Annotated in this window: 13 protein-coding genes; all 13 read right to left on the bottom strand. The window is 61.4% G+C overall.

Annotated features, from left to right (window positions below):
- Positions 1–17: 17 nt before the first annotated feature.
- The 13 genes from HYI44_RS07370 to flhA all read right to left on the bottom strand — a co-directional run bounded on the left by HYI44_RS07370 (position 18) and on the right by flhA (position 13,709).
- Positions 18–899 (bottom strand): CheW domain-containing protein, encoded by an 882-nt coding sequence (locus HYI44_RS07370; protein ID WP_225569074.1) that lies wholly within the window; start codon positions 897–899, stop codon positions 18–20.
- Positions 896–1,285, bottom strand: a complete 390-nt coding sequence (locus HYI44_RS07365; protein WP_225569073.1) for a hypothetical protein — start codon at positions 1,283–1,285, stop codon at positions 896–898. Before HYI44_RS07365 ends, HYI44_RS07370 begins: the two co-directional genes overlap by 4 nt.
- Positions 1,286–2,074: a ParA family protein gene (locus tag HYI44_RS07360; protein WP_122837957.1), complete on the bottom strand. Its 789-nt coding sequence runs from the start codon at positions 2,072–2,074 to the stop codon at positions 1,286–1,288.
- Positions 2,075–2,116: 42 nt separating this feature from the next.
- Complete coding sequence (gene motD, locus HYI44_RS07355) at positions 2,117–3,010, bottom strand: flagellar motor protein MotD (RefSeq protein WP_122837956.1); 894 nt, start codon at positions 3,008–3,010, stop codon at positions 2,117–2,119.
- A 15-nt stretch (positions 3,011–3,025) separates the two neighbouring features.
- Entirely contained in the window at positions 3,026–3,766 is a 741-nt protein-coding gene (locus HYI44_RS07350; RefSeq protein WP_045061205.1) for a flagellar motor protein, read from the bottom strand.
- Complete coding sequence (locus HYI44_RS07345) at positions 3,766–4,902, bottom strand: protein-glutamate methylesterase/protein-glutamine glutaminase (protein WP_225569072.1); 1,137 nt, start codon at positions 4,900–4,902, stop codon at positions 3,766–3,768. The genes HYI44_RS07350 and HYI44_RS07345 overlap by 1 nt, the downstream gene beginning before the upstream one ends.
- 50 nt (positions 4,903–4,952) lie before the next feature.
- Positions 4,953–7,190, bottom strand: a complete 2,238-nt coding sequence (locus HYI44_RS07340; protein WP_225569071.1) for a chemotaxis protein CheA — start codon at positions 7,188–7,190, stop codon at positions 4,953–4,955.
- 21 nt (positions 7,191–7,211) lie between these two features.
- Positions 7,212–8,000, bottom strand: a complete 789-nt coding sequence (locus tag HYI44_RS07335; RefSeq protein WP_225569070.1) for a protein phosphatase CheZ — start codon at positions 7,998–8,000, stop codon at positions 7,212–7,214.
- Positions 8,001–8,022: 22 nt separating this feature from the next.
- Positions 8,023–8,394, bottom strand: coding sequence for a chemotaxis response regulator CheY (locus tag HYI44_RS07330; protein WP_003183998.1), 372 nt, complete (start codon positions 8,392–8,394; stop codon positions 8,023–8,025).
- A gap of 164 nt (positions 8,395–8,558) precedes the next feature.
- Positions 8,559–9,299: an RNA polymerase sigma factor FliA gene (fliA, locus tag HYI44_RS07325; protein WP_122837952.1), complete on the bottom strand. Its 741-nt coding sequence runs from the start codon at positions 9,297–9,299 to the stop codon at positions 8,559–8,561.
- Entirely contained in the window at positions 9,296–10,126 is an 831-nt protein-coding gene (gene fleN / locus HYI44_RS07320; RefSeq protein ID WP_045058906.1) for a flagellar synthesis regulator FleN, read from the bottom strand. Before fleN ends, fliA begins: the two co-directional genes overlap by 4 nt.
- 116 nt (positions 10,127–10,242) lie before the next feature.
- A complete protein-coding gene (gene flhF / locus HYI44_RS07315; RefSeq protein WP_225569069.1) occupies positions 10,243–11,568 on the bottom strand; it encodes a flagellar biosynthesis protein FlhF in 1,326 nt (441 codons plus the stop codon).
- A gap of 11 nt (positions 11,569–11,579) precedes the next feature.
- Positions 11,580–13,709 (bottom strand): flagellar biosynthesis protein FlhA, encoded by a 2,130-nt coding sequence (gene flhA / locus HYI44_RS07310; RefSeq protein WP_122837950.1) that lies wholly within the window; start codon positions 13,707–13,709, stop codon positions 11,580–11,582.
- Positions 13,710–13,827: the final 118 nt, after the last annotated feature.

Genomic DNA, 13,827 nt, shown 5'->3' with positions numbered 1-13,827 from the left:
AGGTCGCTGCCTGTTTGTCATGTCGGTGTGTGGGCTGGCTTTTTGCTGCCCATGTGCCTTGCCCCGCCGCTGGCGATCAACTCCGCCAACTCGGCAACATCAAGCAACGCACACATGTGTTCAATCACGGTACCGGCCAGCCAGGGGCGTTGGCCCCGCTGGCTGCGCCATTTGATTTCGTTCGGGTCCAGGCGCAGGGAGCGGCTGACCTGATGCACCGCCAGCCCCCATTCGTAACCCTGGACCGAAATCACGTATTGCAGGCCCTGGCGAAAATCGTCGCGGTAGCGGTCGGGCATGACCCAGCGCGCGGTATCGAGGACTTTCAGGTTACCGGCCTGGCTCGGCAGAATCCCGAGGAACCAATCCGGCTGGCCGAACAAGGGTGTCAGCTCATGACCTTCCAGCGAGTAGATCGAGCCCAGGCACACCAGCGGCACCGCCAGGGTCAACCCGGCCACATCGAACAACAGGCATTCGAAGGGCTCGGCGGCCCAGGCGGGCCTGCCGTTGCTGTCCACCGGCGGCAGCCTGTTACCGGGCGGCAGGTGGACTTCGACAACCGGTGGAACCAGGGCCTGAGGCAGCGGCGCGATGGTCGACACGGGTGCCAGGGCCGGCGCAGGTGCTTCAACCAGCACTACCCTGGCCTGCTCAACCTGAACCTCTTCAACCGCAGCCACTACCGGAGCAACAACCGCCTCTGGCTTACGCGCATCCCGGACCTGCTCTTCAAGCACTGCCGCCTGGAAATCGTCCAGAGTAGCTTCGACTTCGACCGCTTCAACAGGCGCTTGAACTTCAACCGGCAGGTCTTCGGTCGCGTCCATCAGCAGGCTGTCCAGGTAGGACTGCAACGCCAGTTGCGGACGTGACGTGATCTTGACCGGCCGATTCACTGACACACCTCCACCGTAGGAGCTGCCGAAGGCTGCGATCTTTTGATCTGGTTTTTTTCAAGGACACTGCCAGGCAAGATCAAAAGATCGCAGCCTTCGGCAGCTCCTACGGAGGCAGGTTTCGATCTGCTGATCTGGTTTTTTTCAAGGACACCGCCAGGCAAGATCAAAAGATCGCAGCCTTCGGCAGCTCCTACGGAGGCAGGTTTCGATCTGCTGATCTGGTTTTTTTCAAGGACACCGCCAGGCAAGATCAAAAGATCGCAGCCTGCGGCAGCTCCTACGCAGGCAGGTTTCGATCTGCTGATCTGGTTTTTTTCAAGGATACCGCCAGGCAAGATCAGAAGATCGCAGCCTGCGGCGGCTCCTGTGGGGATCGGGTTCATCTAGGCCACCGCCGGGACAAGCTGCTGCTCCAGCAAATGCTTGAGCAACGAGCGATACGCCAATACACCGCGGCTCTTGCCATCGAACTGCGACGGCGTGAGACCGGCACGGCTGGCATCGCGCAGGCGCGTGTCGACCGGGATATAACCCTGCCAGGTTTCTTCCGGGAACATGTCGCGCACCACCCGCAGCGTGCCAATGGACGCCTGGGTCCGTCGGTCGAACAGGGTCGGCACGATGCTGAACGGCAGCGGCTGTTTGCGCGAACGGTTGATCATCGCCAGGGTGTTGACCATGCGTTCCAGGCCCTTGACGGCCAAATGCTCGGTCTGCACCGGGATCACCAACTGCTGGCTCGCGGCGAGGGCGTTAACCATCAGCACCCCCAGCAGCGGCGGGCTGTCGATGACCGCGTAATCGAAGTCTTGCCACAACTGCGCCAGACTCTTGGCGATCACCAGGCCCAGGCCACTCTGGCCCGGCGACTGCCGTTCCAGGGTCGCCAGCGCAGTGCTCGAAGGCAGCAGCGAGATGCTCTCATGGCTGGTGGGCAACAACAGTTGACCCGGCAACCCGGCGGGGACGCTGCCCTTGTGCAGGAACAGGTCGTAGCTGCTGTGCTCCAGGGCGTCGGGGTCATACCCGAAATAGCTGGTCATGGAGCCGTGGGGATCGAGGTCGACCACGACCACGCGCTTGCCCGCCTCGGCCAGCAACCCGGCTAAAGCGATGGAGGATGTGGTTTTACCAACACCACCCTTTTGATTGGCGACTGCCCAGACTCTCATTCGAATGATTCCTCCCGGTCGAAATGCCGACCGAGAAATAGCTCAGCGTGTTAATGCGGGTGACGGAGAATTGACGGCGCTCTCTCGTCCCGGCGGCTTGACCGGTGCAGGTGCAGTTTGTGTGCCAGCACGCTTCAATGCAGCGTCCGGTTGTGCATTGGCGGTACCGGTGCCTGTCAGGCTGCGCCGCACATCCAGGTTTCGTGACACCACCAGCACCACGCGCCGGTTGCGCGCACGGCCTTCAGCGGTGGCGTTATTGGCCACCGGCTGGAACTCGCCATAACCCACCGACGCCAGACGCCCCGGGTTCACTCCCTGCATCGCCAGCATGCGCACGATGCTCGCCGAGCGGGCAGAAGACAGCTCCCAGTTGGTGGGGTATTGCGCGGTGCGAATCGGTTGATCGTCGGTAAAGCCTTCGACATGGATGGGGTTGTCGAACGGCTTCAGGATGGCCGCGACCTTGTCGATGATGTTAAAGGCGATGTCGCTGGGCATGGCGTCGCCGCTGCCGAACAACAGGCTGGAATTGAGTTCGATCTCCACCCACAACTCGTTGCCACGCACGGTCATCTGGTTGGAGCTGATCAGGTCGCCGAAGGCGGCACTGATATCATCGGCAATGCTCTGCAGAGGGTTGTCACCCGCCTGCGCGATGCCGGCGTCGACCTGCTCGCTGTCCTTGACCAGAGGCTTGGCCGGGGTCACGGTCTTGGGGCGTTCATCGCCGATGGGGATGGGTTTCAGCGCTCGATCGGAGTCGTTGAACACGCCGATCAGCGCCTCGGAAATCACCTTGTACTTGCCTTCGTTGATCGACGAGATCGAGTACATCACCACGAAAAACGCGAACAGCAGCGTGATGAAGTCGGCGTAGGAAACCAGCCAGCGCTCATGGTTCACATGTTCTTCAGGTTGCCGGCGACGTGCCATTTTCCATAACCCCCATCAATCCATGAAGCCCTGGAGCTTCAACTCGATAGAGCGAGGGTTTTCACCTTCGGCGATCGACAGAATGCCTTCGAGCAACATTTCGCGATAACGCGACTGCCGCAGGGCGATGGCCTTGAGTTTGGCCGCGATGGGCAACAGCACCAGGTTGGCGCTGGCCACGCCGTAGATAGTGGCGACGAACGCCACGGCAATGCCGCTGCCCAGTTGCGACGGATCGGCCAGATTGCCCATGACGTGAATCAGGCCCATTACCGCACCGATGATGCCGATGGTCGGCGCGTAGCCGCCCATGCTTTCAAAGACTTTGGCCGCCTCGATGTCCCGGCTTTCCTGAGTATAGAAATCCACCTCGAGGATGCTGCGGATGGCCTCCGGCTCTGCACCGTCCACCAGGAGTTGCAAGCCCTTGCGCGAGTAGTTGTCGGGTTCGGCATCGGCCACCCCTTCCAAGCCCAGCAGCCCTTCCTTGCGGGCGGTGAGGCTCCAGTTGACCACGCGATCGACGCCACCGGCCAGGTCGACCCGCGGCGGAAACAGAATCCATACCAGGATTTGCATCGCGCGCTTGAAGGCGCTCATCGGCGACTGCAGCAGCGCCGCACCGACGGTACCGCCGATAACGATCAGTGCCGCCGGACCGTTCGCCAGTGCGCCGAGGTGACCACCTTCCAGGTAGTTGCCGCCGATGATGGCGACGAACGCCATGATGATCCCGATGAGGCTCAGTACATCCATCAGACACACGCCTCGACCAGGTGCCTGCCTATTTCGTCCAGGCTATACACCGCGTCAGCGAGCTCGGCCTTGACGATGGCCATGGGCATTCCGTAGATCACGCAGCTGGCTTCATCCTGGGCCCAGATGGTGCTGCCGCCCTGTTTGAGCAGGCGCGCGCCTTCGCGGCCGTCGGCCCCCATGCCGGTCAGCACCACCGCCAGAACTTTGTCACCGTAGGATTTGGCTGCCGAACCGAAGGTGATGTCTACGCACGGCTTGTAGTTGAGGCGCTCGTCGCCTGGCAGAATCTTCACCGCACCACGACCGTCGATCATCATCTGCTTGCCGCCCGGCGCCAGCAGCGCCAGGCCCGGACGCAGGATGTCGCCGTCTTCGGCTTCCTTGACGTGGATGCGGCAGAGTTTGTCCAGGCGTTCGGCAAAGGCCTTGGTAAACGCCGCCGGCATGTGCTGCACCAGCACGATGGGCGCCGGGAAATTCGCAGGCAACTGGGTCAGTACCCGCTGCAGCGCGACCGGGCCGCCGGTGGACGTACCGATTGCCACCAGCTTGTAGCCCTTGCGCTTGGGGGCAGGCGACGACGGGGCCGGGGCCGGCGCGCGCGAGGCAATCGGTGCCGGTGCCGCACGCGCAGGCGCACTGCTGCTGTAACTGCCAATGCTCGACGGAGCGGGCGCAGGTGCGGCTATGGGCGCGGCAACGGGGGCCGGTGCACTGTAGGCACTGGCACGCCGATTACTGCGCGAGAGGGTATGGATCTTCTCGCACAGCAGTTGCTTGACCTTGTCCGGGTTACGCGAGATGTCTTCGAAATTCTTCGGCAGGAAATCCACCGCACCAGCGTCCAGCGCATCCAGGGTGACCCGGGCGCCTTCGTGCGTCAGCGAGGAGAACATCAATACCGGGGTCGGGCAGCGCTGCATGATGTGCCGCACTGCCGTGATGCCGTCCATCATGGGCATCTCGTAGTCCATGGTGATCACATCCGGCTTGAGGGCCAGCGCCTGGTCGATCGCCTCTTTGCCGTTGGTCGCGGTACCGACGACCTGGATGTTCGGATCCGCCGAAAGAATTTCCGAGACGCGGCGACGGAAAAAACCCGAATCGTCCACCACCAGGACCTTGACTGCCATAAACACTCCGTTAGATGGAGCGCAGGCGCGATCGCCCCGCTCCACCAGAATCAAATACGCCGGGTGGCGTAACGCTTGAGCATGCTCGGAACATCGAGAATCAGCGCAATACGGCCATCACCGGTGATGGTGGCGCCCGACATGCCCGGGGTTCCCTGGAGCATCTTGCCCAATGGCTTGATGACCACTTCTTCCTGGCCTACCAGTTGGTCGACGACGAAGCCGATCCGCTGGGTGCCCACCGAAAGGATCACCACATGGCCTTCACGCTGCTCTTCATGAGCGGCGGAAGCGACCAGCCAGCGCTTGAGGTAGAACAGTGGCAACGCCTTGTCGCGCACGATCACGACTTCCTGGCCATCGACCACGTTGGTGCGCGACAGGTCGAGGTGGAAGATCTCGTTGACGTTCACCAGCGGGAACGCGAACGCCTGGTTGCCGAGCATGACCATCAGCGTCGGCATGATCGCCAGGGTCAACGGCACCTTGATGACGATCTTCGAGCCCTGGCCCTTGGCCGAGTAGATGTTGATCGAGCCGTTGAGCTGGGAGATCTTGGTTTTCACCACGTCCATGCCCACGCCACGCCCGGACACGTCGGAGATCTCGGTCTTGGTCGAGAAGCCCGGGGCAAAAATCAGGTTGTAGCACTCGGTGTCGCTCAGGCGATCGGCGGCGTCCTTGTCCATGACCCCGCGTTTGACCGCGATGGCGCGCAGGATGTTGGGGTCCATGCCTTTGCCGTCATCGGAAATCGACAACAGGATGTGGTCGCCTTCCTGCTCGGCCGCAAGAATGACCTTGCCACCACGGGACTTGCCTGCGGCTTCGCGCTCTTCCGGCGACTCGATACCGTGGTCGACGGCGTTGCGTACCAAGTGGACCAGCGGGTCGGCCAGGGCCTCGACGAGGTTCTTGTCGAGGTCGGTTTCTTCGCCGACCAGTTCCAGGTTGATCTCTTTCTTGAGCTGGCGAGCCAGGTCGCGAACCAGGCGCGGGAAACGCCCGAAGACCTTCTTGATTGGCTGCATGCGGGTCTTCATCACCGCGGTTTGCAGGTCCGCCGTGACTACGTCGAGGTTGGACACGGCCTTGGACATGGCCTCGTCGGCGCTGTTGGCACCCAGGCGCACCAGGCGGTTCCGCACCAGCACCAGTTCGCCGACCATGTTCATGATTTCGTCGAGGCGCGCGGTATCGACCCGCACGGTAGTCTCGGCTTCGGTGGCCGGCTTTTCCGCCGGCGGCGTGGCCGGTGCGCGAGCCGGGGCAGGCCTGGCGGCTTCGGCTTTTGGCTCAGGGGCTTTCGCCACCGGCTTGGGCGCTGCGGCCTTGGCTACTGGCGCGGCTACAGCAGCGCTGGCAGCGACCGTAGCCGTGCCGACTTCGGAGAACTTGCCTTTACCGTGCAATTCGTCGAGCAGCGCTTCGAATTCGTGATCGGAGATCAGGTCGCTGCCCACTGCGGCGGCGACTGGTGCTGCCGCTACGGGCGCCGACGCAATCGCCGACTCCAGCGCTTCGACGGCGAAGTTACCCTTGCCGTGGAGCTGATCGAGCAGTGCTTCGAATTCTTCGTCGGTGATGTCCGAGCTGTCGCCTGCGGCCTTGGGTGCAGCCGGTGCGGCAGGTGCCGCCGGGGCAACCACGGCGTCAATGGCGAACTGGCCTTTACCGTGCAACTGATCGAGCAACGACTCGAACTCGTCGTCGGTGATTTCGTCGCTGGCTGCAGCCGTGGTGCTGACGGGTGCTGGTGCGACAGGTGCCGCTTCGGCCTGGGCCTTGACCGCGTTCAACGAGTCCAGCAGTTGTTCGAATTCGTTGTCGGTGATGTCACCCGATGTGCTTTCTGCCTCTGGCGCCACTTCGGCAACCGGTGCGGCTTCGTCGGCCGATTGCGGCTCGGCCAGACGGGCCAGGGCTGCCAGCAACTCAGGCGTGGCCGCCGTGATCGGGCTGCGCTCGCGGACTTCGGTGAACATGCCGTTCACCGCGTCAAGTGCTTCGAGAACCACGTCCATCAGTTCCGAGTCGACGCGACGCTCACCCTTGCGCAGGATGTCGAACACGTTCTCGGCGATGTGACAGCACTCCACCAGCTCGTTGAGCTGGAGGAAGCCGGCGCCCCCTTTTACAGTGTGAAAACCGCGAAAAATTGCATTGAGCAAATCCGCATCATCCGGTCGGCTTTCCAGCTCGACCAGCTGTTCGGACAGTTGCTCTAGAATCTCGCCGGCCTCAACCAGGAAATCCTGAAGGATCTCTTCATCGGCGCCGAAGCTCATTAATGGGGTGCTCCTACAGGTCTAAAATCCAAGGCTGGATAGCAAATCGTCCACATCGTCCTGACCGGACACAACGTCTTCTCTTTTATCGGCATGAATCTGCGGACCTTCACCCTGAGAGAGATGTTTTTGTGGATCTTTTTCCGCGAGCATCGCTTGACGGTCATGTTCGATGCCCGCAAAGCGGTCCACCTGACTGGCCATCAGCACGAGCTTGAGCAGATTGCTTTCAACTTCGGTGACCAATTGAGTCACGCGCTTGATTACCTGGCCGGTGAGGTCCTGGTAATCCTGAGCGAGCAGAATGTCGTTGAGGTTGCCCGCCACCACGCGATTGTCTTCGCTGCTGCGTGTCAGGAAACCGTCGACCCGCCGGGCCAGCTCGCGGAACTCTTCGGCCCCGACTTCGCGGCGCATGAACCGTCCCCAGTCCGTGCTCAAGGCCTCGGCTTCCTGGCTCAGGCTGTTGACCAGCGGCGTGGCGTTTTCCACCAGGTCCATGGTGCGGTTGGCGGCGGCTTCGGTGAGCTTGACCACGTACCCCAGGCGCTCGGCAGCGTCCGTGATCTGCGAAACCTCCTCAGCTTGCGGCATATTCGGATCAATCTGGAAATTGACGATCGCGCTATGCAGCTCGCGGGTGAGCTTGCCCACCTCCTGGTACAGGCCACGATCACGGGTCTGGTTGAGCTCATGGATCAGTTGCACGGCGTCGCCGAACTTGCCTTTTTCAAGGCTCTCGACCAATTCGACGGCGTGTTTTTTCAGGGTCGATTCGAAATCGCCCTGTGAAATTTCTCTTTGCTCCATAGCTCCCCCGTGGCGCAGTGACTCAGCCGATGCGTTCGAAAATCTTTTCGATTTTTTCTTTCAACGCCTGGGCCGTGAAGGGCTTGACCACATAGCCGTTAACACCGGCCTGGGCTGCTTCGATGATTTGCTCGCGCTTGGCTTCGGCGGTCACCATCAGCACTGGCAGGTGCTTGAGCTTTTCGTCGGCGCGCACGTGGCGCAGCAGATCGATGCCGGTCATGCCGGGCATGTTCCAGTCCGTTACCAGAAAGTCGATGCTGCCGCTGTTGAGGACCGGAATGGCCGTAGTGCCGTCATCCGCCTCGACCGTGTTGGTGAACCCAAGGTCACGCAACAGGTTTTTTATGATCCGCCGCATCGTTGAGAAGTCATCAACGATGAGGATTTTCATGTTCTTGTCCAATTCGACCTCCAAGCAGTCTTAAACGCGCCCAGCACCTGGACACGCCATTTCATTCAATCCGGCAAAGCACTCGATGACTGTCTGGAGCACAACAGATCGCGACCGGCGCGTTTAACACCCGCCAGCCCGTTCGCAGTGTCCCCACACTGCCTTCAGCGCGCTCGCCACTCCCCCAAACGCCCCCGCAAACGGGCCGCGCACTGGCTGTGTAACTGGCTGACCCGCGATTCGCTGACACCCAGGACCTCACCGATTTCCTTGAGGTTCAGCTCTTCGTCGTAGTACAGCGCCAACACCAGTCGCTCACGCTCCGGCAAATTGGCAATCGCGTCCGCCAGCGCGGCCTGGAAGCGTTCATCTTCCAGGTCACGCGACGGCTCCGTATGAGCACTTGCGCCATCCTCGTGCAGCCCTTCGTGTTCGCCGTCCTGCAACAGGTCGTCGAAACTGAAGAGGCGGCTGCCCAGGGTGTCGTTCAAAATCCCGTAATAATCGTCAAGACTCAATTGGAGTTCGGCCGCAACTTCGTGATCTTTAGCGTCGCGACCTGTTTTAGCTTCAATCGAGCGAATTGCGTCGCTGACCATTCGGGTATTGCGGTGGACCGAACGTGGCGCCCAGTCCCCCTTGCGCACTTCATCGAGCATCGCGCCGCGGATTCGAATGCCCGCGTACGTCTCGAAACTCGCGCCTTTGCTGGCGTCGTATTTGGTGGATACTTCAAGCAGGCCGATCATCCCGGCCTGGATCAGGTCTTCGACCTGGACACTGGCCGGCAAACGCGCCAGCAGGTGGTAGGCAATCCGTTTTACCAGTGGCGCGTAACGCTCGATCAGCTCGCACTGCGCATCGCGGGCCGATTTCTTGTAGAGGTTATAGCCACTGGCGGTCATAGCACCGGTCCTGCCGTTTGTTGTACGAGGCGCTCGACGAAAAATTCCAGGTGCCCGCGCGGGTTCGCCGGCAGCGGCCAGGTATCGACCTTCTGCGCGATCGCCTTGAACGCCAGCGAACATTTGGAACGCGGGAACGCTTCGTAAACCGCACGCTGTTTTTGCACGGCCTTGCGCACGCTTTCGTCGTACGGCACCGCGCCAACGTATTGCAGGGCGACGTCGAGGAAGCGGTCCGTGACCTTGGTCAACTTGGCGAACAGGTTGCGCCCTTCCTGCGGGCTCTGGGCCATGTTGGCCAGGACGCGGAAGCGGTTCATGCCGTAGTCGCGGTTGAGCAACTTGATCAACGCATAGGCGTCGGTGATCGAGGTCGGCTCGTCGCACACCACCAGCAGGACTTCCTGGGCGGCGCGTACAAAGCTGACCACCGAATCACCAATGCCCGCAGCCGTGTCGATCACCAGCACATCGAGGTTATCGCCGATGTCGCTGAAGGCCTGGATCAGGCCGGCGTGTTGAGCCGGTGTCAGGTGCACCATGCTCTGGGTGCCGGACGCGGCCGGCACGATACGAATGCCGCCCGGGCCTTGCAACAGAACGTCGCGCAGCTCACAGCGGCCTTCGATCACGTCGGCCAGGGTACGTTTGGGTGTCAGCCCCAAAAGGACGTCGACGTTCGCCAGCCCAAGGTCGGCGTCCAGAAGCATGACGCGCCGTCCGAGCTCAGCCAAAGCCAGCGACAAGTTCACTGACACGTTAGTTTTGCCGACGCCACCTTTGCCGCCGGTCACCGCGATCACCTGTACGGGATGCATGCTGCCCATGTTATTTCTTTACCTTGTCTTGCATAGACGGAGGCCACATTACTGGCTGCGCGTTCATCATCTGAACAATGCATGGCAGACCATCGATGTAGGTACAAAAACGATTCATTAATACCTCAGCCAACCTGCTTGGTGGGACTGTGGTAAATATCAGCGAACATGTCAGCCATGGCTTCTTCGCTGGGTTCTTCCTGCATTTGCACGCTGACTGCGCGACTGACCAACTGATGACGCCGCGGCAGATGCAAGTCATCCGGGATCCGTGGCCCATCGGTCAGGTAGGCCACCGGCAGTTCATGACTGATCGCCAGGCTCAACACCTCGCCCAGACTGGCCGATTCATCCAGTTTAGTCAGGATGCAGCCGGCGAGCCCGCAGCGCTTGTAACTGTGATAAGCGGCGGTTAGAACCTGTTTCTGGCTGGTGGTTGCCAGGACCAGGTAATTTTTTGACTTGATGCCACGTCCGGCCAGGCTTTCCAGCTGCATGCGCAGTGCCGGATCGCTGGCCTGCAGGCCGGCGGTATCGATCAACACCACACGCTTGCGCAGCAAAGGCTCCAGCGCCTGCACCAGCGACTGCCCCGGGTCGACATGAGTCACCGGCACATTGAGGATGCGGCCCAGGGTCTTGAGCTGTTCCTGGGCGCCGATCCGGTAGCTGTCCATGCTCACCAGCGCAATATTCTGCGCGCCGTACTTGAGCACGTAGCGGGCTGCGAGCTTGGCCAGGGTGGTAGTCTTGCCCATGCCGGCAGGGCCGACCATGGCAATCACGCCACCCTCTTCCAGGGGTTCGATTTCCGGTGTGGCGATCATCCGCGCCAGGTGCGCCAGGAGCATGCGCCAGGCCTGGCGAGGCTCGTCAATGTCGCTGATCATTGCCAGCAGGTCACGCGACAGCGGGCCGGACAGGCCAATGCGTTGCAGCCGGCGCCACAGGTTGGCCTGGGCCGGGCGGCTGCCTTGCAGCTGATTCCACGCCAGGGAGCCCAACTGCACTTCCATCAATTCGCGCAGGCTGTTGAGTTCAAAGCGCATCGAGTCGAATGCACGCGGATCGACACCGCCGGTGGCAGCGGGCGCCGGCGCCGCGCGTGCAGGCTCGGTGTAGGTGGGCTCGACCAGCGGTTCGGCGGCAGTCAGGGGCAAGCCGGCGAACAGCTGGCGATTGGTCGCCTTATCGCTCTCGCCTTCGCTACGCAGGCTCAGTTCGGCCTGGGCAGTGACGATCCGCGACTGGGTCTTGCGCAATTCGTCCTCGAGTTCCATGTTCGGAACCCGCGGTGCCAGCGCCGACAGCTTGTAATCGAGGGCAGCCGTCAGCTCCACGCCGCCAGCGATTCGGCGGTTGCCGATGATCGCGGCATCGGCGCCCAGCTCGTCACGAACCAGTTTCATGGCCTGACGCATATCGGCGGCGAAAAAACGCTTAACTTGCATAAACCACTACCTCAGCCGTTGGGCCCTACTGTCGCAACGATGGTCACTTGCTTGTTGTCAGGGATTTCCTGATACGCCAACACGTGCAAACCCGGGACTGCCAGCCGACCGAACCGCGAGAGCATCGCGCGAACCGGACCGGCCACCAGCAGAATCACCGGTTGACCTTGCATTTCCTGACGCTGCGCGGCATCGATCAACGAGCGCTGCAGCTTCTCAGCCATGCTTGGCTCCAGCAGGACGCCCTCTTCCGAGCCTTGTCCCGCCTTCTGCAGACTATTGAGCAATATCTGTTCCAACCTTGGCTCCAGCGTGATAACTGGCAGCTCGGAGTCAGTACCTACAATGCTTTGGACGATTGCGCGGGATACGCCGACCCGCACCGCAGCCACCAGCGCGGCGGTATCTTGACTCTTGGCCGCGTTGTTCGCGATGGCCTCGGCGATGCTGCGAATGTCCCGAACCGGCACTTGTTCGGCGAGCAAAGCCTGCAGCACCTTGAGCAACTGCGACAGCGACACCACGCCCGGCACCAGCTCTTCTGCCAGCTTGGGTGAGCTTTTGGCCAGCAATTGCATGAGTTGCTGCACTTCTTCGTGCCCGATCAGCTCGCTGGAGTGCTTGTACAGAATCTGGTTCAAGTGAGTGGCCACTACTGTACTGGCATCGACCACAGTGTATCCCAGTGACTGCGCCTGGGCACGCTGGCTGACTTCGATCCAGACCGCCTCCAGACCAAAAGCCGGATCTTTGGCGGTGATGCCGTTGAGCGTGCCGTAGACCTGCCCCGGGTTGATCGCCAGTTCGCGGTCCGGGTAAATCTCCGCCTCGGCCAGGATCACGCCCATCAGGGTCAGGCGATAGGCACTCGGCGCCAGGTCGAGGTTGTCACGAATGTGCACAGTGGGCATCAGGAAACCCAGGTCCTGGGACAGCTTCTTGCGCACGCCCTTGATCCGCGCGAGCAACTGCCCACCCTGATTGCGGTCGACCAGCGGAATCAGGCGATAGCCCACTTCCAGGCCAATCATGTCGATCGGCGTCACGTCGTCCCAGCCCAGTTCCTTGGTTTCCTGGGCGCGGGCCGGCGACGGCAGCAGTTCCTGTTGGCGCTTGACCTCTTCCAGGGCCTGCACCTTGACGCCGTTCTGCTTCTTCCAGAACAGGTAGGCACCACCTGCCGCCAGCGCCGCCATGCTCAGGAAGGAAAAGTGCGGCATGCCGGGCACCAGCCCCATCACCGCCATCAAGCCGGCGGCCACGGCCAGGGCCTTGGGCGAGGCGAACATCTGGCGATTGATCTGTTTGCCCATGTCTTCCGAACCGGAAGCACGGGTCACCATGATTGCCGCTGCGGTGGACAACAGCAGTGATGGCAATTGCGCCACCAAACCGTCACCGATGGTCAGCAGCGCGTACACCTTACCGGCGTCGCCAAACGTCATGCCGTGCTGGAAGATACCCACGGCCATGCCGCCGATCAGGTTGATAAACAGAATCAACAGGCCGGCAATGGCGTCACCGCGCACAAACTTGCTGGCACCGTCCATCGAACCGTAGAACTCGGCTTCCTGGGCCACTTCCGAACGGCGCGCCTTGGCCTGGTTCTGGTCGATCAAACCGGCATTGAGGTCGGCGTCGATCGCCATCTGCTTGCCGGGCATCGCATCGAGGGTGAAACGTGCGCTCACCTCGGAAATCCGTCCGGCACCCTTGGTCACCACGACGAAGTTGATGATCATCAGGATCGCGAACACCACGATACCGACCACGTAGTTGCCGCCGATCACCACCTCACCGAAGGCCTGGATCACCTTGCCCGCAGCGGCGTGACCGTCCTGGCCGTGGAGCATCACCACGCGTGTGGAGGCCACGTTCAACGCCAGCCGTAGCAGCGTCGCCACCAGCAGGATGGTGGGGAACACCGCAAAATCCAGCGGCCGCAGCGCGTAGACGCACACCAGCAGGACCACGATGGACAACGCAATGTTGAACGTGAAGAACACGTCCAGCAGAAACGGCGGCATCGGCAACATCATCATCGCCAGCATGACCAGCAGCAACAACGGCACGCCCAGATTGCCCCGACTTAAGTCGGCAACGTTTGTGCGAGCACTGTTGAATAACTGAGAGCGATCCACCGATTTTCCCCGTTCCTGTAAAGCAAACTTTTGACGCCAGAAGCAGGCGCAAAGCCGCTATTGCAAGAAACCTTCCAACTTTCGCGGAGTGTTGAAACAGAGGGGTTAATTCAGGAAT

The organism is Pseudomonas sp. Y24-6, assembly GCF_020295325.1.
Classification (GTDB): Bacteria; Pseudomonadota; Gammaproteobacteria; order Pseudomonadales; family Pseudomonadaceae; genus Aquipseudomonas; species Aquipseudomonas gregormendelii.
Note: the sequence above shows the minus strand (reverse complement) of the source record. Positions and strands in the feature narration are given on the sequence as shown.

Bases quoted from the DNA above. Each gene is read 5' to 3' on its own strand.
- HYI44_RS07365 (WP_225569073.1), bottom strand. From the start codon at position 1,285: ATGAACCCGATCCCCACAGGAGCCGCCGCAGGCTGCGATCTTCTGATC.
- HYI44_RS07360 (WP_122837957.1), bottom strand. From the start codon at position 2,074: ATGAGAGTCTGGGCAGTCGCCAATCAAAAGGGTGGTGTTGGTAAAACC.
- motD (WP_122837956.1), bottom strand. From the start codon at position 3,010: ATGGCACGTCGCCGGCAACCTGAAGAACATGTGAACCATGAGCGCTGG.
- HYI44_RS07350 (WP_045061205.1), bottom strand. From the start codon at position 3,766: ATGGATGTACTGAGCCTCATCGGGATCATCATGGCGTTCGTCGCCATC.
- HYI44_RS07345 (WP_225569072.1), bottom strand. From the start codon at position 4,902: ATGGCAGTCAAGGTCCTGGTGGTGGACGATTCGGGTTTTTTCCGTCGC.
- HYI44_RS07340 (WP_225569071.1), bottom strand. From the start codon at position 7,190: ATGAGCTTCGGCGCCGATGAAGAGATCCTTCAGGATTTCCTGGTTGAG.
- HYI44_RS07335 (WP_225569070.1), bottom strand. From the start codon at position 8,000: ATGGAGCAAAGAGAAATTTCACAGGGCGATTTCGAATCGACCCTGAAA.
- HYI44_RS07330 (WP_003183998.1), bottom strand. From the start codon at position 8,394: ATGAAAATCCTCATCGTTGATGACTTCTCAACGATGCGGCGGATCATA.
- fliA (WP_122837952.1), bottom strand. From the start codon at position 9,299: ATGACCGCCAGTGGCTATAACCTCTACAAGAAATCGGCCCGCGATGCG.
- fleN (WP_045058906.1), bottom strand. From the start codon at position 10,126: ATGGGCAGCATGCATCCCGTACAGGTGATCGCGGTGACCGGCGGCAAA.
- flhF (WP_225569069.1), bottom strand. From the start codon at position 11,568: ATGCAAGTTAAGCGTTTTTTCGCCGCCGATATGCGTCAGGCCATGAAA.